The organism is Wohlfahrtiimonas sp. XWW7, from assembly GCF_056716055.1.
This window is the reverse complement of the sequence record NZ_CP168032.1, coordinates 2334923-2360992: the sequence shown is the minus strand read 5'-3', so window position 1 is coordinate 2360992 and position 26070 is coordinate 2334923. Positions and strand designations below refer to the sequence as shown.

Genomic DNA, 26070 nt, shown 5'->3' with positions numbered 1-26070 from the left:
GATGGCAGCACCAGAAACTAAAACTTGTCGTCATGTTGCCATCATTATGGATGGCAATGGTCGATGGGCAAAAAAACGCTTTATGCCGCGCACAGTTGGTCATAAAGCTGGCGTTAAATCCGTTAAACGAGCGGTTGGAGCTGCCATTGAAAATAATATAGAAGCTTTAACTTTATATGCTTTTTCAACAGAAAATTGGTTGAGGCCTGATGAAGAAGTAAGCTTTTTGGTTAAGCTTTTTATCGATACTTTGGATAAAGAGCTGACGGCTTTGCATGATGCTGGTGTTGCGATTCATTTTATTGGGGATATTCAGAAGTTTCCTCATGCGTTTCAGCAAAAACTGTATGCAGCAGCTGAATTGACGCAGAATAATAAAAAACTGAACCTCATTATCGCGTTGAATTACGGTTCAAGGGCAGAAATTGTCTCTGCTTGTAAAGCGATCGCGAAAGATATTAAAAATCAATTATTTGATTTAGAAGATATTGATGAAGTGATGGTGAGCCAAAGATTGGCCTTGCATGAGTTTCCGCCTGTGGATCTATTGATTAGAACCAGTGGTGAAGAGCGTTTAAGTAACTTCTTATTGTGGCAGTTGGCATATGCTGAGTTTTATTTTACAGAATGCTTGTGGCCAGATTTTACAGAAGTCGAATTTAAAGAAGCATTGACGACTTTTTACGAAAGAGAACGTCGTTTCGGTGCTGTAGAAGAGTGAGTATAATAATATGAAAGAACGAATTATCACTGGCGTTATTATGGCGCTTGTTGCGCTATTATCCATTCGATTTTTACCATCGTATCTATTTCAGTTGGGATTATTGGTGGTTGCTTTGATCGGTGTATTGGAATGGAAAAAGATGTTGCCAGAATCAATTCGTTTACCTTTTTTGATGTGTAATACTATTTTGTTAGTGATTGCATATATTTTCATGATGACTTCAACGTCAGAACCATTATTAATGGTTAATGCTGTTGCTGCTTATGTTTGGTTAGCTGTACCGCTATTGCTTTATATGCATATTCAAGCGCCACAACAATGGCTGGTTTCTAAATATGTGACGGCAACGCTATCGAGCATTATGTTGTTAGGCTTTTATATATCATTGAGTATGTTGCATGAATTACCAGGTGGATATGGTTACGGTTTTGTTTTATATGTCATTGGTTTGGTTGCTTTGGCGGATAGTGGTGCATATTTTGTGGGCCGTAAAATTGGTAAAAATAAATTAGCGCCTTCGATTAGCCCAGGCAAAACCATTGAAGGTGCTGCTGGTGGAGTGGTCATTGCAATGATTTTTGCTTTGATTGTTATGTTGTGTTTACCAAGTTCTTTTAATGGTTGGCAAAAGTTTGCATTTTTATTAATGTCTTTGATTGCTGCAATGCTCTCTATTTCTGGTGATCTTTACGAGAGTTTAAATAAAAGACATGTCGGTTTAAAGGACAGTGGGAATCTATTTCCAGGGCATGGCGGTGTTTTAGATCGTATTGACGGATTGATTGCAGGTTCAACATTTTTTGCGTTTGGTTTTTATCTTTTTCAAATGAATTTAAGTGCGATATGAAACAGGTCTCAATTTTAGGCGCTACAGGCTCCATTGGTACATCTACATTAACGGTAATTCGTCATAATCCATCGCTTTATCAAGTGCATTCTGTTGTGGCAGATCGTAGCGTGCAAAAAATGTTGGAAATATGCAAAGAATTTCAGCCTAAATACGTTGTGATGGCGAATGAGGATGCTGCTGATGAATTGCAAACTCATCTGTTTAGTTTGGGTTTGTCCATAGAGGTTTTAGCGGGCGAAGCGGCTATTGCTGATATTGTTAAATTGCCTGAAATTGATTTGGTGGTTGCTGCCATTGTGGGTGCTAAAGGATTCTTGTCATCGTTATCTGCGGTTAAGGCAGGGAAAACAATTTTATTGGCGAATAAAGAAAGTTTAGTGATGGGCGGTTCTTTATTCATGCAAGCGGTGAAGAATTATGGTGCAACACTGTTGCCAATTGATAGCGAACATAATGCGTTATTTCAATCTTTACCAAAGGATGCAGAAGGCAAAGCAACATTGGCGGGCGTTTCTAAATTAGTATTAACAGCATCGGGTGGACCATTTCGTAATACTTCTTTATCTGAGATGGCTAAAATTAAAAAGGAAGATGCTTTAAAGCATCCCCGTTGGGATATGGGTGCAAAAGTTACGATTGACTCATCGACGCTGATGAATAAAGGTTTGGAGTTTATAGAAGCGCATTTCTTATTCAATATGCCACCTGATCAAATCGATGTGGTGATTCATCCGCAAAGCATTATTCACTCTTTAGTTGCGTATAAAGATGGTTCGTTGCTTGCACAATTGGGCGAGCCAGATATGACGATTCCGATTGCCCATGCTTTAGGTTATCCTGAAAGAGTGTTATCAGGAAAACAGCCTGTTGATATGACGCAAATGATGGATTTAACATTTGCTCAACCAGATTTAGAACGCTTTCCTTGTTTAAGAATTGCCAAAGAGTGCTTAATTAAAGGCAATGCTTATTTGGTTGCTATGAATGCCATCAATGAGATATTAGTAGAGGCATTTTTACAAGATAGCATCGAATATTTAGACATTCCTAAAAAACTAGAAGAGTTTTTGTCTCATTTGACGATTGCGCATCTCGATAGTTTTGATGAGATCATAGAGTTTGATCAGCTCATTCGACAAGAAACAATTGCAAAATTGAAGGCATAATTGATGATTGAATGGTTAGAAGCATTTTTTAGATCCATTGGCGGTTTTATTATTCTGATGGGAATTTTAGTGACGATACATGAGTATGGTCACTTTTGGGTTGCACGTAAGTTGGGCTTTGCTGTCACTAAATTCAGTATTGGATTTGGTAAAAATATTTGGAGCCGACAAGGTAAAGATGGTATTGAATATGCTATTGGAATGATTCCGCTCGGTGGTTATGTTGCTTTTGTGGATGATGAAAGTGAATCTAAAGAGCCGTTAAATGGCATGCCATTTAAACAAGGTAAGATTTGGCAGAAAACAGCTGTGGTAGCAGCAGGTCCATTGGCGAATATTTTACTGGCAATCGTATTATTATGGGGTTTGTTTATGTACGGTGTACCTGCATATAAGCCTTATATTGAAATCACAGAGCAGAATGCACCTTTTGCCGAAGCAGGATTACAAAGCGGTGATTTGATTGTATCTATTGATGGTGATTCTGTTGATAGTTTTAATTTTATGATGCAAAAAATGATTGAGCATTTGGGGGATGGAACTGCTGAAATCATTTATGAGCGTAATGGCAGTGCTCGTCAAACGGTGATTGACATTGGTGGGGCATTGCAGTTGGATGCTAAAACAAATTTATATAAAGAGTTGGGTGTTACGCTTTATCAGCCGCCTGTTCCACCCATTATTGGCATGATTGTTGAGAATGGTGGCGCTGCCAATAGTGGTTTAGCTGTTGATGATTTGATCACATCCGTTGCAGGCCAGCCTGTTTCTCAATGGTCTGATTTATTAAAAATTGTGAGTTCATTGAAAGAGAATGAAGCAATTATTATTGAAGTGATGAGGAATCATCAGATTGAAGCATTTACGATGACACCATTGAAAGATGCATCTGGAGAACTAAAACTAGGCATAGGCGTTGATGCTGAGATTTATAAAGATCTTGTGACAAAAGAGCGTCTAGGGCCAGTGGATGCATTGAGTGCTTCGGTTGCAAAAACGATAGATGATGTCTCCATGATTTTTAAATTCATCGGTAGAATGATTTCGGGTGATTTTCATATCAATACAATGGCAGGGCCTGTGAGTATTGCGAATATTGCAGGGCAAGCTTTAGCCTCAGGTTTGGTATTTTTTGTGCAATTAACAGCATTGTTTAGTATTAATATTGGTTTATTGAATTTATTGCCGATTCCAGTATTGGATGGTGGTCGTTTGGTTGGTTTTGGTATCGAGAAATTAATGGGCAAACATCAATTCCCTGACAGCGTTAAGATATTAGTATTACAAATTGGTGCTGCAATGATGTTTATTTTTATGGCAATTGTCATTGGCTACGATGTGGCTCGGTGGTTTTAGTCTAATTTAAATGAGTGGTAATTATGCTTCAAATTCTGTATATTGTCGCGTAGTTTGCCTTCAGAATTTATAGTGTTAGAGAATAATAATGGTCCTCAAGAATTGTAAAAAATCAGTACTTGCAACAGCATTGTTTTTGGCAATGCCACTTGTTTATGCTCAATCTTATTCCGTGCGTGACGTGCGTGTTGAAGGTCTGCAAAGACTGAATGCAGGTACAGTGTTTTCGCAATTAAGTGCCGATGGTAATGATATTAAACGTGGTAATGTTCAAGATACTATTTCACGTTTGTATGCTACAGACTTATTTGATGATGTTCGTGTACGACAACAAAATGGTGTATTGGTGATCAATGTTGTTGAAAGACCTGTCATTGATAGAGTATTTGTGAAAGGCAACAAAGATGTTGCATCCAAACAGTTTAAAGAGATGTTGAAAATGGCAGGTTTGTCTGAAGGAAAGACATACAGCGCATCAAAGTTAGCATCTGTTAAAAATAATTTATTGAAAGCTTATGAAGAGCGCGGTAAATACACAGCAAAAATGGATGTTAATGTCATTGAATTGCCAAGAAATCGTGTCAATATCGAATTGAATATTTCGGAAGGTAAAACTGCTGAGTTGACAGAAATTTCATTCACAGGTAATGACAATTATGGTGATGGCAAGTTGAAAAAACAGATGCAAATTAAAGAATCTGGATTGATGACTTTGCTAACTAAATCAGATCGTTATGATTCTCGTCGTTCTAATGAAGATATGGATAGTATCGAAAAATTCTATAAAGAACGCGGTTATATCAACGCAGAAGTTAATTCTTCTGTTGCATCTGTGACACCAAATCAGGAACAAATCTTTATTGATGTTAATGTGAATGAAGGTCAGCGTTATCGTTTGAATGACTTTGAGGTTGTGGGGAATACTCATGTGCCTTTAGAGGAATTAACTGCGCTCATCGATATCGATAAAGGTAAATATTATAAGAAATCTAAAGTGGATGCTGCCGTTAAAGCGATTCAAGATCGTTTAGGTGATGATGGCTATGCTTTGGCACGTGTGAATGCGATTCCTCAGCTTGATGAAGAGACAAAAACAGTTAAAATTTTGTTCTCGGTAGATAATGGTGAGAAAATCTATGTTCGCAGAGTAAATATTGAAGGGAATGAACGTACACAAGATGAAGTTTTCCGTCGTGAAATTCGTCAAATGGAAGGTAGTCAGTTTATTTCTAGCGATGTAGAGCGTTCTAAAGTGCGCTTACAACGTTTGCCATATGTTGAAGAAGTTGATGTTGTCACAAGTCAGGTGGATTCTGATTTAGTAGATTTAACATATAGAATGAAAGAGCGTAGTGCGGGTAGTATTACGTTTGGTTTGAGTTATGGTATGGAATCAAAGTTTGGTTTTAACATTAGCTTTGATCAGCCTAACTTTATGGGAACTGGTAATCAATTAGCTGTTTCTGCTGAAACAGATGATGAATCTCAAACATTCAATATCTCTTATACAAATCCATATTTCACAGATAGCGGTATCAGCGCGGGTGTTTCAGCGCATTATAGTCGCCAAGATAATAAGAATGGCTACACAGCCGACTATTTGATGGATGGTTATGGTTTATCATTCAACTTTGGTTATCCTTTAACAGAGTTCACAAGTTTGGGCGCAAGTGTTGGTTATGATCGAGTAAACTTAAAAACAACACGCGATTCCCCAATTGAAATTGTTAATGAATTAGGCTCAAGTTGTACACCAAGTTCACAGCATTTAGGTTATTGTAGCGGTTATGATAACGGTAGTGGCGATTGGCATCGTATCACTAAGAAGAAAAATCTATTTAGATTCAGTGCTGGTATCACGCGTGATACACGAGATAGAACTGTGTTTGCAACAGAAGGATCTGTGAATAGCTTCAATGTTTCAGGTACATTGCCAGGTTCGACAGATGAGTTTTACATCTTATCAGCGAAGCACAGTAGCTTCTATCCATTGTTTGATGGCGATGATTTTGTCTTGAACATTCGTGGTGATTTGGCTAAAGGTTATGGCTACGGTAAAACATCTGGATTGCCATTCTATGAGCGCTTTTATTCAGGCGGTTTAAGAACTGTTCGTGGTTTCCGTTCAGGTACTTTAGGCCCAAGATATTTGAATGATCAGAGTGCTGGTGGTGACTTGAAAGTGAATGCAACAGCAGAGTTGATTATGCGTGTTCCAGGTTTTGCTGAAAGCAATAGCTTGCGTTGGTCGATTTTCTTCGATGCAGGTCAGGTCTATGGCTTGGGTGATCATTTGAAGAAAACAAGTATTAATGCAGATTACAATAAATTTAAAACAAGTGATTTACGTTATTCTGCGGGTGTAAGCATGGCGTGGTTCTCTCCAATTGGGCCGTTAGTATTCTCATATGCGAATCCAATTAAATCTAAGTCTTATGATAGAAAACAGAAATTCCAATTCTCAGTTGGTATTCCTTTCTAATTCATAAAGGAAATAATTGAATGAAGAAAATGATTAAAACCATATTATTAATGTTCATTGGTAGTATGGTTTTAAATTTTGCAATAGCACAAACGCCATCTGTTAAAGTTGGCGTTGTTGATATGCCACGATTGGTTGAAGAGTATTCTAATATCAAAGGTGTTCAGGGTTTATTGCAGGAAGAGTTTTCTGCCAAAGATGAAGCATTACGTTCGTTAGGTTTAGAGCTTAAACAAGTTCAAGATCAAACTATAGAGATGGAATTGGCTGACAGTGCTCGTAAAGAGCATGAGCGCAAACTGTTGAATCTTGATCGTGAATATGCGCGTTTAGCTGCTGAGTTTAGACAGGATTATAATCTGCGTCGTAATGAAGAGTTGTATAAAATGCAAAAAGAAATTACTGATACGATTTTAGAGTATGCAGAAAAAAATCAATATGACCTGATTTTAGAATCAGGCATGATCTATGCATCAGATAAGTTGCAATTAACTGATGCGATTTTAGATGTTTTAAGACAAAAATTAGAGAAATAATATGTTGTTGTCAGAAATTTTTGCGCATGTTGTAAAACATGTGAGTGATCTTGTTCTTCAGGGTAATGATGCGTGTGAAGTTAAAGGATTGGCAACCATTCAGAATGCTCATGAAGGTGAAATAGCATTCATTAATAATGTTAAATATCACCAATATTTAGATGATACAGATGCATCTGTTGTGATTTTGTCGCCAGATTTGGCTGAACATTATCAGGGCAATATGCTCATTACTAAAAATCCTTATTTAGCTTGGGCTTATGTCTCGCATTTATTTGATACAAGACGTTCAAGCTTGCCAAGCCAAATTCATCCATCTGCAATCATCGCTGAGACTGCAAAGATCGGAGACAATGTTTTCATTGGCGCAAATGTCGTGATCGAAGATTATGTATCCATTGGGAATAATTGCGTGATTAAGGCAGGAGCTGTTATTGAGGAATTGGTAACAATAGGAGAAAATTGTTTGATTTATCCTAATGTTACAGTTTGCTATAACTGTGTTTTGGGTGATCGCGTGACATTACATCCTGGTGTTGTGATTGGCGCAGAAGGCTTTGGATTTGCTCGTGGGCCAGAAGGCTATGTAAAGATTGCTCAGGTGGGTCGAGTTGTTTTATCAGATGATGTAGATATTGGTGCCAATAGTTGTATTGATCGTGGTGCAATTGAGGATACGTTCATTGGTAAAGGTACAAAAATAGATAATCATGTGCAGCTTGGGCACAATGGTTTAGTCGGTGAAAATACAGTTATTTCAGGATTCACTGGAATTGCTGGCTCTGCCACAATTGGTAATAATGTAGTCATTGGTGGTGGTGTTGGTATCAATGGTCATATCAAATTACACGATGGTGTAATGGTGACTGGCGATACAATGGTGACGCATTCATTGGTTGAACCTGGTGTTTATTCATCAGGAATGCCTGTGACTGATAATCGCACTTGGCGCAGAAATGTCGTGCAATTGCAACAAATTGATAAGCTCTATCGTCGTGTGAAGGCGTTAGAAAAGAAAATAGACTTTGAAGAATAAGGAAAGGTGGCATTGTGTCAGACTCTAAAATTATTGATATCAACGAAATTATGAAGTATTTACCTCATCGTTATCCATTTTTACTGATCGATCGAGTATTGGATTTCGTACCAGGTGAATCATTGGTTGCACGTAAAAATGTGACTTACAATGAACCTTATTTCACAGGGCATTTTCCAATTAAGCCAATCATGCCTGGTGTATTAATTTTAGAAGCAATTGCTCAAGCAACAGGGATTTTGGCATATAAAACAGCAGGTGAAGATGCAACGCCAAATTCAATCTATTATTTTGTAGGTATTGATAAAGCACGTTTTAGAAAGCCTGTAGAGCCAGGTGATACAATGGAAATTGAAGTTAAATTCCTAAAAGCACGTCGTGGCATTTGGTCATTTGCTGGTGTTGCGAAGGTAGATGGCGCAGTTGTGTGTGAAGCAGAAGTTATGTGTATGCGTCAAGAGGCTTTTTAACTCTATTGGATTAAGGAGATAAAATTATGCCAAACCAAGATTTAATTCATCCAACTGCTGTGATTCATGAGACGGCGGAAATTGGTGAAAATGTTACCATCGGGCCTTTTTGTATTGTGGGGGCAAACAGCAAGATTGGTGATGGTACTAAACTGATCTCTCATGTTGTGATTGGTGCTGATACTACAATTGGTAAAGATAATACTTTTTATCAATTTTCCTCAATTGGTGAAGTACCTCAGGATAAAAAATTCAAAGAAGGCGACTTTACGGAGCTACACATTGGTGATCGTAATACGATTCGTGAATATGTATCCATTAATCGTGGCACAGTGCAAGATGCATCATTGACAAAAATTGGTGATGATAACTGGATCATGGCGACTTGTCATATCGCCCATGATTGTATCGTTGGCTCAAGAACAATCTTTGCCAATGGCGCTTCTTTAGCAGGGCACGCGATTATTGAGGATGATGTCATCCTTGGTGGTTACTCAATGATCTATCAGCGTTGCCGTGTAGGAGAAGGTGCGATTACAGGATTTTCATCAGGCATTCATCGTGATGTTCCGCCGTTCATCACGGCAGCAGGTTATCGTGCTGAGCCTGCAGGTATTAACTCTGAAGGTTTGCGTCGTCGAAGTTTTGATGCAGATGCTATTTCTGCAACGAAGAAAGCTTATAAGGCTTTGTATCGTCAAAATTTAACTTTGCAAGAAGCCATTGTAGAGATTAAGAAATTAGCTGTTGAATTCCCACATTTGCAAAAAATGGTGGATTTTTTAGAAATTGATACTCAACGCGGTATCGTACGATAGAGGTTCTGTGTGAAAGAAATATCATCGTCCCCGACATTTATGATTGTTGCTGGTGAATTATCTGGTGATATTTTAGGTGCAGGATTAATTAAAGCATTGAAGGAAGAATTCCCCCACGCCGAATTTTTTGGTGTGGGCGGTCCTTTGATGATTGCTGAAGGTTTTGAAAGCCTTGCGCCCATAGAAACGCTATCTGTTATGGGTTTATTTGAAGTGTTAATTCATTTACCTAAGTTATTGCGTTTAAAAATGCAATTGGTGAAGGAAGCTGAAAATAGAATGCCCGTTGCTTTTATTGGTATCGATTCCCCTGATTTTAATTTAAAAGTTGCCCATTCTGTTAAGCAAATTGGTATTACAACATTTCATTATGTGTCGCCATCCATTTGGGTGTGGCGTGAGAAACGTATTTTTACAATTAAAAAATCAGTGGATAAAGTTTTGTGTTTATTTCCATTTGAAGTGGATTTGTATACAAAGCATAAAATGGATGCTGCTTGTGTTGGGCATCGTTTGGCGGATGAAATTCCTTTAGAGCCTGATTCTGTAAAAGCTAGAGAATCATTAGGATTACCTAATCAAAGAAAAATATTAGCACTTTTACCAGGCAGCCGAGTGAGTGAAGTTTCAAGGTTATTGAAAATCTTTGTCCAAACCGCACAATTATTATTAGAAAAAAATCCAACCATTTCGGTTGTTATTCCAGCTGCAACAGATCATTTATATGGTTTAATTCAGAAAGAAGTGAGTGCACTGCCAGAGATTTATGCCAATGCCTTTTTAATACTCAAAGGTGATTCTCGTTTGGCAATGGAAGCATCTGACGTTGTGTTATTAGCATCAGGTACTGCTACATTGGAAGCCATGTTGCTGAAAAAACCAATGGTGGTTGCTTATAAATTCTCTTCTGTTACTGCATATATTGCAAAAAAAGTTGTACGAACGCCTTTTTTCTCATTGCCTAATATTTTGGCTAAGAAAGAGTTGGTGCCCGAAGTGTTTCAGGAGGATGTTTCTGCAGAGCGTTTAGCGCCCATGGTTCAAGATGCTTTTAGAAAAGTGAATGATCCTATTTTGATGGATGAATATTTAAAAGTGCATGAATCTTTACGATTAAATGCAGATAAAGCAGCAGCTCAAGCCGTTATTAATAAACTTGTGAATTCAATTTAATGCAAATAGATTTATTTTCTACAGACGATGATATTCAACTTATTGCTGGTGTAGATGAAGCAGGGCGAGGCCCATTATGTGGTGATGTGTATGCTGCAGCTGTTATTTTAGAGATTGATCATGGCATTGTTGGTTTAACGGATTCTAAAAAAATCTCTGAAAAAAAGCGTTATGTCATCGCTGAAGAGATTAAGCAAAAAGCAAAAGCATGGTGCATTGCCTCTGCATCAGTTGATGAAATTGATCAATTAAATATCCTACAAGCGACATTTTTAGCTATGAGAAGAGCTGTTGAGGGGTTAGCAATTGCACCGCAATTAGTTCGTGTGGATGGTAATCAAAATCCTAAATTTGGCATCCAATATCAGTGTGAAATGATTGTTAAAGGTGATTTATTGCACGAAGAAATTAGTGCTGCGAGTATTTTAGCAAAAACGGCACGTGATCTATCTATGATCGAATTAGATAAAGCTTATCCTGAATATGGTTTTGCGAAGCATAAAGGTTACGGAACTAAAGCACATATGGAAGCAATTGAACAATTAGGTGTGCTAGCAACGCATCGTCGAAGTTTTGCACCGATTCAAAAAGCTTTGGCAATGCATAAACAATAGAAAAGTAGTAGAATAATTAAGATTTTGTAAAAGTGAGAGCATTATGAATATGCGAGTAATGAATTTTGTTGTCGGTCTATTTGTGATTTTTGGTGTTGTTGCTTTGATATGGCTCGCACTTACAGCAAGTAGTACGGATGGCCGTTTTAGTAAGCAGATCACTGTATCAGCAGGTTTTGATAATGTAGGCTCTTTAAAAATTAAAGCGCCAGTTATGATTGGTGGTGTGCGTGTTGGTCGTGTATCACATATTTCGTTGGATCCTGCAGATTTTAAAGCAATCGTTGAGATGCGTTTAGATGAAAAGTACGAAATTCCTAAAGATAGCATTGCGATGATCTATACAGCTGGTTTAGTGGGTGAACAATATGTGGCTCTTGATCCTGGCGGTGCGCCAATGCCATTAGAGAATGGTGATTCAATTAAGTTGACGCAATCAGCCATTGTCATAGAGCGATTGATTGGTCAATTTTTAACTTCTATGGGTAATAAAGATTAATTGTGGCAGAAACCTTAGGTGTTTTATTAAAAAAAACAGCATACCAAGAAGATCGAGTTTTACTCGATCTTTTTACTGAGTGCCATGGAAAAATTTCAGTTTTAGTTAATCGATCACATAAAAATAAATATTCAGATCAGATTTTTCAATTGGGGAAATGGCATCTCAAAGAAGGTAAAGTTTTCTATTTCTCTGATGATTACGACGCAGTACAATCCTCTTCAATTCAAGGTTTGAATATCTGGTCAGGTTATTATTTGAATGAATTGTTAATACGATTATTGTCTAAAAATCATGCAGATTCAGCATTGTTCACACATTACTGGCGTGCGATTAAAACGTTGGAGTTTGGCGATAATGTCTTACAAGAGTGGATGTTACGTTGTTTTGAACGAACGCTTTTGGAGTCATTGGGCGTAATGCCAGATTTATGGACAGATAGTGATGGCGATGGCTTTGTGGACAATCTGCTTTATCATTTATGTGTAGAAAATGGTTTTAGTAAATTTAAAACTAAAACCCATGTCTTTCCGATTTTGGGAAAGAATATATTATTAATTAATGAGATTACAGATAATAATGATCATCAGCTCATTGATAAAGAATTACTGTTGATTTATAAACGCATGATGCGTTATTTATTACAGCCCTTATTAGGTAATCAGCCTTTGCAATCAAAGGTTTGGTTACAATCCTTACATTTAAGACAGCAAGAACGAGAGAAAAGGAGTTCCTCATGATGGATTTTGCCCGCAAACTTTTATTAACCATTCCTGCTGAAACAGCGCATAATATAGCGATTGCAACACTGCCATTGTTGCCCGTGCAACAAACTTTGCAAGATGATCCAACAGAAGTATTAGGCTTAACCTTTAGAAATAAAGTTGGGCTCGCTGCGGGTTTAGATAAAAATGGTGAAGCATTGTCGGCATGGGCAAAAATGGGTTTTGGTTTTGTGGAAATTGGTACTGTGACACCATTGCCACAATCGGGTAATCCTAAGCCAAGAATGTTTAGAATTCCAGAGAAAAAAGCGATCATTAATCGTATGGGATTCAATAATAAAGGGATTGATTATCTATTAAAAAATTTAGAAGAATATCGCTTAAATAATTCAGGTGGGCCATTGATTGGTGTGAATATTGGTAAAAATGCTGTAACACCGATTAATAAAGCAACAGATGATTATCTAATTTGTTTAACAAAAGCTTATCAATTAGCGGATTATATTACGATCAATATTTCTTCTCCGAATACGAAAAATCTACGTTCTTTACAAGGGAAAGATCAGTTACAGCAGCTGTTAGAAACATTAAAGTCAGCACAAACTGTATTAGCGGATCAACATAAAAAATATACGCCGTTGGTGGTGAAATTAGCACCAGATATGAGCGAAGAGGAATTATTAGAATCCATAGAAGTGATTAAAGCGGTGCAATTAGATGGCGTAATTGCAACGAATACCACATTGAGCCGCGCGGAAGTACAAGGTTTAGAAAATGCTGATGAAGCGGGTGGATTAAGTGGCGGACCATTAACAGAAAAAGCAACGCAAGTTGTCAAAGTATTGACTGAAAACTTGCCTTCATCTATTCCTGTGATTGCAGCAGGCGGAATTATGGAAGGTGAAGATGCAGTAGAGAAATTAAAAGCAGGCGCTAAGCTCGTTCAAATCTATTCTGGCTTTATTTATGGTGGCATGGAATTAATTGAAGATGTCAATGAAGAATTGATTGATTATCAATCATAAACGATTTTTTAAATGGCTTTAACTTGAGCTCTCTAATATTTCGTGATATTTATTAATATACCCAAAAGGTTTTCCTATTATGTTTATCAAAAGTAAACAGTGTCTTTATCCAAGACGATCTTAATAAATATTGACTAAATTGAAAAATTAGAGAGTACTATGACGGTTAGAAAAATTACAGCCATTGGGTTCATGTTGTTCGCCATTTTCTTTGGCGCAGGAAACTTAATATTCCCACCCAATGCAGGGTGGTTGAGTGGGGACGCATTTGGCCCTGCAATTATCGGCTTTGTTATCACAGGTGTTGGTTTACCACTTCTCGGTATCATCGCGGGCTCTTTCTCTGAAGAAGGATTCATTACAGAAACTAAACGCATTAGTGTCGTTTTTTCTGTTATTTTCATGGTTGCGATTTATCTAACCATTGGACCATTTTTTGCCATTCCAAGAACAGCAACAGTGTCATATGAAATGGCATTAGTGCCACTAATTAAAGCAGATGGTGGTGTTTTACACTCTTTATTCTTAAGTGTTGCAGAAGGTTTGAAGGCCACTTTTTATGCGAATGATGCATCTGTAACAGCATTAAACATGGTGGGTAAAGTTGGGCTTTTCTTTTATACAGTTGTATTTTTTGCGGCAGCATTTTGGTTGAGTTATAACCCAACTAAAATCGTTGATCGCGTTGGACAAATTTTAACGCCAGCTTTATTAGTGACAATGGTTATTTTAATCATTATCTCATTTGCTAAATTAGATACTGCGATTGTGGATGTGGATGATGCATATAAATTAGCTCCTTTTGCTAAAGGTTTCGTAGAAGGTTACCAAACGATGGATACGATTGCAGCCGTTGCATTCTCAATCATTGTATTGAAAGCCGTACGAGCTTATGGCATTGATAACCAGAAAGATCTATTTAAATATTCTTCATATGCTGCATTAATTGCAGGCGTTGCATTGGGGATTATTTATATGTCATTAGGTTGGATCGGTAATCACTTTCCAATTGATGAAGCAGCATTGGCGGCAACAGGACAAGATCGTGGTACATTCATTTTGACTGAAGTTGCTTATTTAACAATGGGCAGTGTTGGTAAAGTTGTTTTGGGTGTGATTGTTGGCTTGGCATGTTTAACAACAGCAATTGGTTTGATCGTATCAATCAGTAGTTATTTTCATGGTTTATTGCCAAAGATTTCTTATAAGCAATTTGCGATCATCTTTACTTTGATCAGTTTTGGTTTAGCTAACCAAGGTTTAGCACAAATCATTAAAGGTGCAATTCCTGTATTGTTGATTGTTTATCCAATCACAATTACTTTAATTGTTTTAATTTTCATTGATAAATTATTGGTGCCATTGGATAGAATTGAATTGCAGATCACAACTTATGTTGTATTGTTTGTGAGCATTTCTACAGTATTCTTCCCAACAGCAGGTTTTGTGAAAATGTTACCATTGAATGATATTTCTATGGGCTGGGTTGTACCTGGCGTAATCGCATTCTTAGTTGCAGTGCATTTGAACAATAATATTTTATTGAAGAAAACTCGTAAAGAGATGGCAAAATAATATATATCATTTGATATGAGTTAAGATAAAATCCGCAGTCAAATGCGGATTTTTATTATGTATGAAAATTTGATTATTTAATATTTTATTAATGAATTGATGTAAGGAATCGGAATGACTATTTCTTTTAGCCAGCAGATTTTTAATCGAGTAGAGCCATTGTGGCAATCATATTTAACGCATCCTTTTGTCAAAGGCATTGGTGATGGTACTTTGGATACAGCAAAGTTTATCCATTATATGAAGCAAGATTATATTTATTTAATCGAATATTCTCGTTTATTTGCAATCGGTGCATCTAAAGCAAATGATCTAGTAACAATGGGCTTATTTGGTGAATTATTGCATGGCACATTGAGTTTTGAAATGGATTTGCATCGTCAATATGCTGCAAAATTCGGGATTTCAGCGGAAGAGCTAGAAACAACGGAGCCTTCAGCGACAATGACATCATACACAAGTTATATGTTAAGCCAAGCATCTTTGGGCGGCGTTGAAAGTACGATTGCAGCAGTATTGGCATGTGCTTGGAGTTATAACTATATCGGAAAAGCATTAGCGGAAAATCCAGCATCCAAAGAACATGAATTATATGGTGATTGGGTGAATACTTATTCTTCAGCAGAATTTACAGCATTGGCTGAAAAGTGTATTCAATTGATTGATCGTATTGGTGAAACAGCATCACCAGAATTGAAGAGAAAGTTAGAAAATATTGTTGTTAATACAAGTTATTACGAATATATGTTCTGGGATATGGCAGAAAACATTTCTATGTGGGATGTGCCTGTTAAGGTGTGATTTTTATAAATATTCATTCAGTATTTTATAATCGGCAGTTTTTTTCGATGGAGAAGTAGGGTATGATATTGCGCTTCTCTGACCATCTTTATTTGAGAGTAATGTAATGTCCTCGATTATTTCTTTATGTGGTTCACTGGCGCTTTCCGACTTTAGATTGGATAAGTTAAGGCAAAATGCGGCAAGATTAGGCTTACCACCTGATATTAATATCACCGCAACTTATTGGTATTTCATAGAAAGTAAACAACCTTTAGATTCATCCTCTGTAGCATCTCTCTCGGCTATTCTAACAGCCACTGAAACAACTCCTCCTCAGCTATCTTCTAGCGAACATCTCTTCTTAGTTACTCCTCGCATTGGCACGATTTCATCTTGGGCTTCTAAAGCTACAGATATCGTACACAATTGTGGCTTTGATGATATTTCTCGCATTGAGCGTGGAATTGCATTTGTTTTGAAGGGCGATTTATCGGACGCTGAATTACAATCTTGGTCATCATTATTGTATGACAGAATGACAGAATCTTTATTGACGTCATTTAAAGATGCAGAGCAGTTATTCCATCATACAGAAGCACGTACATTTGAATCGATTGATATTTTAGGTCAAGGGAGTGAAGCGCTTGTTGTTGCGAATAAAACATTTGGTTTCGCACTGTCTGAAGATGAAATTGAATATTTATACGAAAACTATCAAAAATTGGGTAGAAACCCAACTGATGTTGAGTTAATGATGTTCGCGCAAGCAAACTCAGAACATTGCCGTCATAAAATTTTCAATGCAGACTTTGTGTTAAATGGTGTTCAGCAACCTAAATCATTATTCAGAATGATTAGAGACACCCATGCGAAAACGCCTGAAGGCACAATTGTTGCTTATAGTGATAACTCTTCAATCATTGAAGGTTATACAATTCCTCGTTTTTACCCAACATCACAAAACTGTGTTTATAACTATAATGAAGAACTCACACACATTGTGATGAAGGTGGAAACACATAACCATCCGACAGCTATTTCTCCATTTGCAGGTGCATCAACTGGCGCAGGTGGTGAAATCCGTGACGAAGGCGCAACAGGTCGCGGTGCACGTCCAAAAGCAGGTTTGACAGGTTTCAGTGTTTCTAACTTGCAGATTCCTAACTATGTTCAATCATGGGAACAGTATGATGCGAATGGTTATGGTAAGCCAGACCGCATCAGCAGTGCATTTGACATTATGATGGATGGTCCATTGGGCGGCGCGGCATTTAATAATGAATTTGGTCGTCCAAACTTATTGGGTTATTTCCGTACGTTTGAAGCACCTTATCAAGGTAAAGTGCGCGGTTATCATAAGCCAATCATGATCGCAGGTGGTTTAGGCAATATCCAAGCGAAGCAAGTGGAAAAAGGTATTTTCCCAGCAGGTGCTTTGTTAATTCAATTGGGCGGGCCTGGTTTATTGATCGGCTTAGGTGGCGGTGCTGCTTCTAGTATGGAAACAGGTGCGAATAGCGCAGATCTAGACTTTGACTCAGTACAACGTGGTAACCCTGAAATCGAGCATCGTGCACAAGAAGTGATTGATCGTTGCTGGCAGTTAGGTGATGCAAATCCAATCATCTCTATTCATGATGTGGGCGCAGGCGGTTTATCCAATGCATTCCCCGAATTAGTGAATGATTCAGGCAGAAGCGCAATCTTTAATCTTCGTGCAATCCATTTGGAAGAAGAAGGTTTAAGTCCAATGGAGATCTGGTGTAACGAAGCGCAAGAACGCTATGTTTTAGCAATTTTGCCAGAAGATTTGGATCGTTTCCGTGTATTGTGTGAACGTGAACGCTGCCCATTCTCAATTGTGGGTACAGCGACAGATGATGGCTTATTAAAAGTTAAAGATGAGTTGTTTGATAATGAGCCAGTGGATTTACCATTGGATGTATTATTGGGCAAGCCACCAAAAACAACACGCACAGATCATACTGTAGAAAGTCCAATTGTTGCATTCAACGCAGATAAGATTGATTTAGTGGAAAGCACATACAATGTATTGCGCTTGCCAACAGTTGCAAATAAGAGCTTCTTAATCACCATTGGTGATCGTACTGTAGGCGGTTTGACTTATCAAGATCAGATGGTTGGCCCTTACCAAGTGCCAGTATCAGACGTTGCTGTAACAGCAATGGGCTTTGATACATTACATGGTGAAGCAATGACAATGGGTGAAAAAGCGCCATTAGCATTGTTTGATGCAGCAGCATCAGGTCGTATGGCTGTGGGTGAGGCAATCACAAATATTGCAGCAACAAACATTGGCAAGATGAATAAAATCAAATTGTCTGCCAACTGGATGGCACCTTGTGGTTTAGAAGGGGAAGATGAGAAGCTGTATCGCACAGTGGAATCTGTTTCTAACTTTTGTCAATCATTGTCATTATCCATTCCTGTAGGCAAAGATTCATTGTCAATGAATACAGTTTGGGAAGATAATGGCGAGAAAAAATCAGTCACAGCACCATTATCATTGGTGATCACTGCATTTGCATCGATTGAAAATATCCGCAAAACAATCACGCCAGAATTGCAAAATGTAAAAGACAGCACGCTGTTCTTAATTGATTTAGGTAATGGTAATGGTCGTTTGGGTGGTTCTGCGTTGACGCAAGTGAATGGTGAATTGTCTGATGTTTCTCCTGATATTGATAGCGCTGATTTAGATGGTTTCTTCCAATTGATGCAAACAATGATTGCCAATGATCAAATTTTGGCTTATCACGATCGTGGTGATGGTGGTTTGGTTTCAACGATTGCAGAAATGATGTTTGCAGCACAAAAAGGCGCAACATTAGATTTAACTTCTGTATTGGCAGCACAAGCAGAATTTTCTGCACATGAATCAGTTGTCAGAGCATTATTCAATGAAGAGTTGGGTGCTGTATTACAAGTGGACAATCGCTTTGTATCAACTTTAACTGATTTAGCGAAATCATTTGGTATCGAGCATTTGGTTCATGCAATTGGTCAGATTTCAGATGATTATGCATTGGCAGTTTCTGCAAATGGTCAATCAATCTTGAATGAGCAAGGCATCGCATTACAGAAAGCTTGGTCGGAAGTGAGCTATCACATGCAGCGTTTACGTGATAATCCAGCTTCAGCAGATAGTGAATTCCAATTGATCGTTGAACCTGATTTGAAAAAATTATTTGCGAAAACAACGTTCGATGTGAACGAAGATATTGCAGCGCCATATATTAATAAAGGCGCACAACCACGCATTGCTGTATTGCGTGAGCAAGGTGTAAATGGTCATGTTGAAATGGCGGCAGCATTCCATCGTGCAGGATTTGAGGCACAAGATGTTCACATGAGCGATTTAATCGCTGGTCGTGTTTCTTTGGAAGATTTCCAAGCATTGGTTGCTTGCGGCGGTTTCAGTTATGGTGACGTTTTAGGTGCAGGTCAAGGTTGGGCAAAATCAATATTGTTCCATCAGCAATTGCATGCGCATTTTGCATCATTCTTTGAACGTGAAGACACATTAAGCTTGGGTGTTTGTAACGGTTGTCAGATGATGAGTCAGTTGGCTGCAATTATTCCAGGTGCTGAGCATTGGGCTCGTTTTGAACGTAACAATTCAGAGCAATTTGAAGCACGTTTATCATTGGTTGAAGTGCCAAAATCACCTTCAATTTTCTTATCAGGCATGGAAGGCTCAGTGATGCCGATCGTGGTCAGTCACGGTGAAGGTCAAGCTGTGTTCCAAGCTGGTGATATTGATCAGGTAGATGTTGCGTTACGTTATGTGGATGGTTTAGGGCAAGTCACAGATCGTTATCCATTGAATCCTAACGGTTCACCAAATGCGATCGCAGGCTTAACATCGAAAGATGGCCGTGCAACAATCATGATGCCACATCCTGAACGTGTTTATAAACGTGATCAGTTAAGTTGGAAGCCTGAGGAATGGAATGAAGAGTTCAGTGGTTGGTACAGAATGTTTGCTAATGCACGTAAATCATTTAACTAATTATTAGTTCTCTCATTTGAATATAAAGAAGACTCTGCCTTGTGGCAGGGTCTTTTTATTCATACAATAAAAAATGTTAATTCGTTGAGGTTTAGGAAAATATGGAAGAAATAGTATTGGGTTTTGATTTTGGTGTGAAAAATATTGGTTTGGCTGTGGGTAATCGTTTAACCAATACAGCACAACCCATTGCTATTTTAAAAGCCAATGAAGGTCAACCTGATTGGGATGAAGTTGAAAAACACATCCAAGAATGGACGCCGACATTATTGGTAGTTGGCATGCCATATACCGCAGATGGTACGGAAACTGAGCACATGAGAAAGATCCGTAAATTTATGAATCGTTTGCATGGGCGGTTTGGTTTGCCCGTCGAAGAAGTGGATGAACGCTTATCATCTAAAGAAAGTGAGCAATATATGAAGCCATCCAAAAAAGGCAAGAAAGGGCAATTGGATGCCCATTCTGCGGCAATTATTGTGGAGCGCTATTTAAATGATGGCTTGATCTTTTAAAAATGCCTTTAGTTTATCGATGGCTTCAGCATTAATGGGGTGAATTGGATCTGGCAAGCAAGGTGATTGAACCAATCCTAATATTTCAGCCATCGCGGCAATACAACGTACACTACCTTGATATTGAACAACCAATGACCATAAAGGTTGCATATCATTGGTTAGCTGCTCAGCTGCTTTGATATCACCTTTTTGGGCGGCATGGAATATTTTTTGGATTATGGTTGGTAATAAGCCAGCTGTAGCTGAATACCAAATATCAGCGCCTGCCAAAATTCCCCAAGCAGCAGAACTATCAGCGCTGACACCGATTTTGATATGTTTAGGTAACAAGGATCTTAAAGTATTAATCCTCTGTTTAGAAATCTCTAGATCTTGAGCGATGCCAGGAATTTTGAGTGAATCTATATTGGGAAGCTGTGCGATTCTCGCATATAAATCATCAGAAAATGTGAAGTTAGTTGTGCTGGGATTATCGTATAAACAAATGGGCAGCGAAACTTCATGAGCGACAGTTTTAAAAAGTGTAAAAACATCATCCTCTGTGAGTTTATGGTAAGAGACAGGGGCCAGCATAATGCTAGATGCTCCGAGTTTCTGTGCATCTTTGGCATTATTTAGTACATCTTTTGTGGTTAAGCTGCCAATCCCAACCATGATAGGAATACCGTTAGATTGCTCAACAGCAGCTTGGATGGCTTTTTGTTTAGATGATCGATCCAAATATGGATAGCATCCTGTGGAACCTAAAATACTGATGGAATCAACCTTAGCATCTACCAATCTGTGTAATAATTTTGAAAATGATGCAAGATCAATGTCGTCATCCTTTAAAGGCGTTAACGGAAAAGCTGATAGTGTCTGTTTCATGTTGATTCCTCACAATTAATCATGGTTATGATTTAAGTTATATCATTATTGTGATAACACAGTATAGAGGCTTTTGAGTGTTGCGATTACTGCATCTGGGCTGGCAATAAATGTTGGCTCACCTTTCATAAGATACACTTTGCCATTTTGAATGGCAGAGAGGTTCTGTAAAGCACGCCAATTGGGCTGAATGCGCTCTATGGTGATTGTTCTTGTATCATCCAACTCTTTGGCTTGATCTCCTTGTAATAACAAAATAATGTCAGGATTCAACATCAAAATGCCTTCTTGTGACATGATTGGTGCATTCAGTTTACCTTGATAGGCATTTTGCCCGCCAATAGCCTCTAAAATATCTTGGTGGAAGCTTTTACCTGCTGCGCGTTGTGGTAATTGATTGAGATGATCATCACCTTCATATGCATAAAACATCAGTACTTTCGGTGAATGATTTTTGAGTTGAATGGTTTCGATGGCTTGATTGAGTTCAGTTAATTTATATTCAGCCTGTGTTTCTATGCCACAAATATCGCCAATGGCTTGCAATGACTGCTGTATATCTTTAATTGAATTGAACGTGAGTAGTTCTGTATCTAATTTTAAAGTATCTAGACGGCGCTTTTGTGGGCTATCTTCAGTAATGTCCGCAAAAATAATTGTGGGAGAAAGTAGGGTGATGGCTTCATAGTTGGGATCTAACATGCCACCAATTTGTTGAATAGAACTATTTTTGGGTAATCGATCATAGCGAGTACCAGCCACAATATTTTCTTCTAATCCCAATGATAACAATGTATCTGTAATGGTGGGTGATAAAGAGATAATGCGCTGACATTTTTCATTCACTGCCAATGCAGATGTACTTAATAATGAAGTAGAAATGACAAATAAAGATAAGAGTTTTTTCATTGTAAAGTTGTAACCTTATGAAATCTCGCAAGATTAAAAAAGAGGGCAGAACCCTCTTTTTTACTGATATTACTTTAATTTAGAATGAGATTTTGACACCAATTGCACCATTGATGCGTTTTTGGCCATAGCCCCAAATGGTATAATAATCTTTGTCTAAAAGATTGTTCACGCGTGCATAGATGCTGACATCATCATTGATTTTGTAATCAGTTGCTAAGTTAACCATCCAATATGGTTTTAGGTTTCTTTCGCCATCTAAAACGGTGCCGTTGTATTTTGCTTCAGCAAATAAATTCCACTGCTCAGTTGGTTTAAAATTAATATGTCCACCAACCATGTGCTTTGGTACACGGTTTGCTTTCGTGCTGGTTTTGATATTATTTTCAATTTTATAATCACGAGCTTCTGTATAAGTGTAATTTAGCCCAAATGCTAATTGATCATTGAGTTGAGTATTGCTTGAGAATTCCATGCCTTTAAATTTGGAATGGTCTTTATTTTCATAGGTACCAGCCCACGTAATTGGGTCTGAAACCCATGTGATTCTATTGTCAATTTTTTGTTGGAAATAAGTGATATTAATTTCTGTATTATCAATCGGATTCAATACTAAACCGATGTCAAAACCTTTACTTGTTTCAGCTTTTAGATGAGGATTTCCTTTATTCCCCCAATCATCTTTAGGCATATATAAATTATATAATGTTGGTGCTTTAAAGCCTGTACCATAGCTTCCTTTAACTGCTACATAATTATTGATGTTATAACGAGAAGTTAAACGATATGTCGTTTTATCACCAAATTGAGAATTCTTTTCATGGCGTAAACCCACAGTATTAAAGAATTTATCACTAAAATTTAAGTGTTGATCAATGTAGAAGCTCTTTGTGTTAATATTTTTCTTATGATCAAGACCTGTTTGGGTGAGTCTCTCTCTGCTGTAAGATGCACCAAATAATGTTTGGAAATTAGGATCTAAGGTCAAAGTGTTTTGCCATGTATAAGTATCCTGTTTTCCTTGATATTCGCTTTGACCAGATTTAGAAAAGGATTCATTATAATAATTACGCTTTGTTTGGCTGATATCATAAATGATAGAACTTAACCATTTTTCATCGAAGAGAATAGTATTGATGGCAAATCGACCTAACCAGCGTTTAGATTCTTGATAGTAATTAAGATCATCTTTTGGTCCGTATATATTTAATTCTGGATAATAGCCATAAGCATTATCTAAATCTGTACGTTGTTGATCATAGCGAGCCATTAAGTCAAAGTTGATCCAATCTAAAGGTGCATAGTTCACATAAAATGAGCCATTGCGACTTTTAAAGCGATCACGTTCTGTATTCCCCAATTTTTTATCAGCTGTTGAAATACCATGTTCCTGATTTAGACCTAGAGCCAAGGAATACATTAAAGTATCTGTTTGGCCTTGAGTTTGGACGGTTGTTTTAACATGTTCATAACTGCCACCTTCTAATGTCACAGTTGTGCGTTGTGGTCCACCTTTTTTCGTAAAAATTTGAATAACACCAGCTGTTGCACTAGAGCCATACAAAGTGCTTTGTGGGCCTTTTAATACTTCGATGCGTTCCACGTTTAAAGTATCTAACGTACTGAAATCAAAACCACGACCTGTATTTGAAGGATCATTCACGATCACGCCATCAATCATGACTAAAATATTGTCACTATTCATACCACGTATGAAAGCATTGCTAAGACCATTAGCACCACTTCTAGTAATATTGATGCCAGGCACGCTAGATAAAGCATCACTCACACGTTGATATTGAGCATTTTCTAATTGTTGTTCAGAGATAACATTGATGGTTGAACCAACAGTATCTAATTTTTGATCTGTGCGGTTTGCTGTGAATACAATTTCATTATTTTCGGAAGATTGCATCACGCCTTGTTTGTCATCACTTGATTGTGCCAATGAGAAAGGCGTAACAAAAAAGATAGCACCAAGTGCCATAGATAATGGAGTAAGTTTCATAAAACACCTTGTCCTAGTCCGCGAGGAATTAATAATTGTTGTGGCACAAAGGTATTCCGACTTAGCTTAAAAGCATTACGATGGCGGGTCCGTGAGAGAATTTCACTCTCTTCCCCTTTGTGGTTTTTTTGATTATACAAGAATTAGTTTTTTTTATCTTTGATTAAAATTAAGATGAAAAAAGGTGCGCCAAGTAAGGCTGTAATAACACCAACAGGCAATTCAGAGGGCGCAAATAGTAAGCGCGCTGCAAGATCGGCCAGCACTAAAATTCCACCGCCTAGAAAAATGACAGCGAGCCACAAGTATCGATGATCATGGCCAATGAGTTGGCGGGCAATGTGGGGGATAACCAAGCCGACAAAACCAATAGGGCCGCTCACGGCAATCATTGTGCCCATCATTAAGCTCACTAAAAAGAATAATGGGATAAATGTATAGGCAGGATTAATGCCGCGTGTGATGGCAATGGTATGGCCAGCGCTTAATAGATTCAATTTAGGCGTGAATAGTGCAATGGTGATTGTGCTGATGAACATGACAATGAGTAATGAGCCGATTTCATGGTAACTCACATTAGCAATTGTGCCCATCATCCATTGCATTAAACGATAACTATCTTGTGGTCGGCCAATGGCTTGCATGACCATCACTAAACTGCTACAGAAAAAACTTAAAATAACGCCAACTAATAGCAGTCGAGAGACAGATTCTAAAGTATTTTTATTGAGTGAGTAAATTAGGAATGTAATGAGTGTCGCGCCGATGAATGCTGCAAAAGATAACCCTGAGAATAACCAAAAAGAGAATGTAATGCCTGTGTGTATATAAATAGCAGCACCTAAGGCGCTACCGCTTGCAATGCCTAACGTAAATGGTTCGGCTAAAGGATTGCGTAAAATGGCTTGGAAAACCATGCCAGATAATGCCAGCATCGCACCGATCAGCCATGCTGTCATCACTCGTGGCACGCGAATGTTCCAAAAAATATTATGAATGGCAGGCAAATCTTGCCATAACATTTTTGGGGAAATATTTTCCATGCCAATAAACGGTGTAATGATTAGTGCTGCAATGCTGATGAATGCAAAGCAGGCAATGAATATCAAACGATGAGAAGTTGTTTTTACCAAAATATCACTCCTTGCTCGCTTGTGGCTTCTGTAAAACGATAATGATATAGGTCAAATAGATTGTCAGAGTGAATGACATCTTGAGTTTTGCCATAAAATAATTGTTGACCATTTTTAATGGCTAAACAGTGTGTGAAATAGTGCATGACTTCGTTCACATCATGTGTGACGGAGATGATGGTTTTATTTAAATTCACAGATGTGTCATGAATGAGTGTTAATAATTCGTGAGCTTGTTTGGGATCTAAAAAGTTGGTAGGTTCATCCAAAAAAATGATGGGTGTTTCTTGGCATAATGCACCTGCAATGAAGGCGCGTTGTCTTTCTCCACCACTTAAGTGAGACAATGGTGTATCTTTATATTGAATGAGCTGAGTGCTTTCTAAGATATGTTCAATCACATTAAATTCATCTTGGGATAAAAAGAATCCTAGTTTTTGATAAGGAAAGCGTGCATAAACACACCAATCCCAAACAGTGATATGTAATGTTGGATGAGTTTGGGGTACATAAGCGACTAATTTTGCTAAAGCTTTCCGAGATAATGATTGTGCTGATTGCTCAAAATATATCAAATCAGTGAATTGCGCGGGGATAAGTTGTAACAAAGCTTGTAATGCTGTGCTTTTACCTGCGCCATTGGGTCCAATGATTGCAACTCTGCTACCTGCTTCAATCTCTATGGATAGATCTTTTAGGCGAATCTTATCGCCAGAATGAACAGATAGATTGTGAGCAGAAAGGGCGATCATACAATAAGGTCCTTATCT

At 37.9% G+C, this 26070-nt stretch carries 23 protein-coding genes; 18 read left to right on the top strand and 5 right to left on the bottom strand.

Translation table 11 applies throughout. From position 1 onward, the window contains the following. Position 1: 1 nt before the first annotated feature. The 18 genes from ACA100_RS11320 (at position 2) to ruvX (ending at position 20380) form a co-directional block, all read left to right on the top strand. On the top strand, positions 2–721 hold the full coding sequence (locus tag ACA100_RS11320; RefSeq protein ID WP_481077811.1) for an isoprenyl transferase: 720 nt from the start codon (positions 2–4) through the stop codon (positions 719–721). A gap of 10 nt (positions 722–731) precedes the next feature. Further along, on the top strand, positions 732–1571 hold the full coding sequence (locus ACA100_RS11315; RefSeq protein ID WP_481077810.1) for a phosphatidate cytidylyltransferase: 840 nt from the start codon (positions 732–734) through the stop codon (positions 1569–1571). Continuing rightward, positions 1568–2740, top strand: coding sequence for a 1-deoxy-D-xylulose-5-phosphate reductoisomerase (gene ispC / locus ACA100_RS11310; protein ID WP_481077809.1), 1173 nt, complete (start codon positions 1568–1570; stop codon positions 2738–2740). The genes ACA100_RS11315 and ispC overlap by 4 nt, the downstream gene beginning before the upstream one ends. A gap of 3 nt (positions 2741–2743) precedes the next feature. Next, on the top strand, positions 2744–4096 hold the full coding sequence (gene rseP, locus ACA100_RS11305; protein WP_481077808.1) for an RIP metalloprotease RseP: 1353 nt from the start codon (positions 2744–2746) through the stop codon (positions 4094–4096). Between the two features lie 88 nt (positions 4097–4184). Further along, positions 4185–6578, top strand: coding sequence for an outer membrane protein assembly factor BamA (gene bamA / locus ACA100_RS11300; RefSeq protein ID WP_481077807.1), 2394 nt, complete (start codon positions 4185–4187; stop codon positions 6576–6578). 20 nt (positions 6579–6598) lie between these two features. Further along, on the top strand, positions 6599–7114 hold the full coding sequence (locus ACA100_RS11295; protein ID WP_481077806.1) for an OmpH/Skp family outer membrane protein: 516 nt from the start codon (positions 6599–6601) through the stop codon (positions 7112–7114). Between the two features lies 1 nt (position 7115). Continuing rightward, entirely contained in the window at positions 7116–8150 is a 1035-nt protein-coding gene (gene lpxD, locus ACA100_RS11290; protein ID WP_481077805.1) for a UDP-3-O-(3-hydroxymyristoyl)glucosamine N-acyltransferase, read from the top strand. A gap of 14 nt (positions 8151–8164) precedes the next feature. Continuing rightward, positions 8165–8620, top strand: coding sequence for a 3-hydroxyacyl-ACP dehydratase FabZ (fabZ, locus tag ACA100_RS11285; RefSeq protein ID WP_481077804.1), 456 nt, complete (start codon positions 8165–8167; stop codon positions 8618–8620). Positions 8621–8646: 26 nt separating this feature from the next. Further along, positions 8647–9438 carry an acyl-ACP--UDP-N-acetylglucosamine O-acyltransferase gene (gene lpxA / locus ACA100_RS11280; RefSeq protein WP_481077803.1) on the top strand — a complete coding sequence of 264 codons (792 nt, stop codon included), beginning with the start codon at positions 8647–8649 and terminating at the stop codon, positions 9436–9438. Between the two features lie 9 nt (positions 9439–9447). Beyond that, positions 9448–10611, top strand: a complete 1164-nt coding sequence (gene lpxB / locus ACA100_RS11275) for a lipid-A-disaccharide synthase (protein WP_481077802.1) — start codon at positions 9448–9450, stop codon at positions 10609–10611. Then, positions 10611–11225: a ribonuclease HII gene (rnhB, locus tag ACA100_RS11270; RefSeq protein ID WP_481077801.1), complete on the top strand. Its 615-nt coding sequence runs from the start codon at positions 10611–10613 to the stop codon at positions 11223–11225. Before lpxB ends, rnhB begins: the two co-directional genes overlap by 1 nt. 43 nt (positions 11226–11268) lie before the next feature. After that, complete coding sequence (gene mlaD / locus ACA100_RS11265) at positions 11269–11724, top strand: outer membrane lipid asymmetry maintenance protein MlaD (RefSeq protein ID WP_481077800.1); 456 nt, start codon at positions 11269–11271, stop codon at positions 11722–11724. A gap of 2 nt (positions 11725–11726) precedes the next feature. Further along, entirely contained in the window at positions 11727–12464 is a 738-nt protein-coding gene (recO, locus tag ACA100_RS11260; RefSeq protein WP_481077799.1) for a DNA repair protein RecO, read from the top strand. After that, complete coding sequence (locus ACA100_RS11255; protein ID WP_481077798.1) at positions 12461–13474, top strand: quinone-dependent dihydroorotate dehydrogenase; 1014 nt, start codon at positions 12461–12463, stop codon at positions 13472–13474. Before recO ends, ACA100_RS11255 begins: the two co-directional genes overlap by 4 nt. A gap of 159 nt (positions 13475–13633) precedes the next feature. Continuing rightward, positions 13634–15049, top strand: a complete 1416-nt coding sequence (brnQ, locus tag ACA100_RS11250; RefSeq protein ID WP_481077797.1) for a branched-chain amino acid transport system II carrier protein — start codon at positions 13634–13636, stop codon at positions 15047–15049. A gap of 114 nt (positions 15050–15163) precedes the next feature. Further along, complete coding sequence (gene tenA / locus ACA100_RS11245; protein ID WP_481077796.1) at positions 15164–15850, top strand: thiaminase II; 687 nt, start codon at positions 15164–15166, stop codon at positions 15848–15850. Positions 15851–15956: 106 nt separating this feature from the next. Further along, positions 15957–19865: a phosphoribosylformylglycinamidine synthase gene (gene purL / locus ACA100_RS11240; RefSeq protein WP_481077795.1), complete on the top strand. Its 3909-nt coding sequence runs from the start codon at positions 15957–15959 to the stop codon at positions 19863–19865. 101 nt (positions 19866–19966) lie between these two features. Further along, positions 19967–20380 (top strand): Holliday junction resolvase RuvX, encoded by a 414-nt coding sequence (ruvX, locus tag ACA100_RS11235; RefSeq protein ID WP_481077794.1) that lies wholly within the window; start codon positions 19967–19969, stop codon positions 20378–20380. Here ruvX and ACA100_RS11230 read toward each other — a convergent pair. The 5 genes from ACA100_RS11230 to ACA100_RS11210 form a co-directional block, all read right to left on the bottom strand. Beyond that, positions 20357–21250 (bottom strand): dihydrodipicolinate synthase family protein, encoded by an 894-nt coding sequence (locus ACA100_RS11230; protein ID WP_481077793.1) that lies wholly within the window; start codon positions 21248–21250, stop codon positions 20357–20359. The genes ruvX and ACA100_RS11230 overlap by 24 nt on opposite strands. Positions 21251–21295: 45 nt before the next feature. After that, positions 21296–22159, bottom strand: a complete 864-nt coding sequence (locus ACA100_RS11225; protein WP_481077792.1) for an ABC transporter substrate-binding protein — start codon at positions 22157–22159, stop codon at positions 21296–21298. A 79-nt stretch (positions 22160–22238) separates the two neighbouring features. Continuing rightward, positions 22239–24167, bottom strand: coding sequence for a TonB-dependent receptor (locus tag ACA100_RS11220; protein ID WP_481077791.1), 1929 nt, complete (start codon positions 24165–24167; stop codon positions 22239–22241). A 143-nt stretch (positions 24168–24310) separates the two neighbouring features. Continuing rightward, positions 24311–25300: a FecCD family ABC transporter permease gene (locus ACA100_RS11215; protein ID WP_481077790.1), complete on the bottom strand. Its 990-nt coding sequence runs from the start codon at positions 25298–25300 to the stop codon at positions 24311–24313. Then, the gene (locus ACA100_RS11210) at positions 25294–26052 is read right to left on the bottom strand and encodes an ABC transporter ATP-binding protein (RefSeq protein ID WP_481077789.1); all 759 of its coding nucleotides are present in this window, start codon (positions 26050–26052) and stop codon (positions 25294–25296) included. The genes ACA100_RS11215 and ACA100_RS11210 overlap by 7 nt, the downstream gene beginning before the upstream one ends. Between the last annotated feature and the right edge of the window lie 18 nt (positions 26053–26070).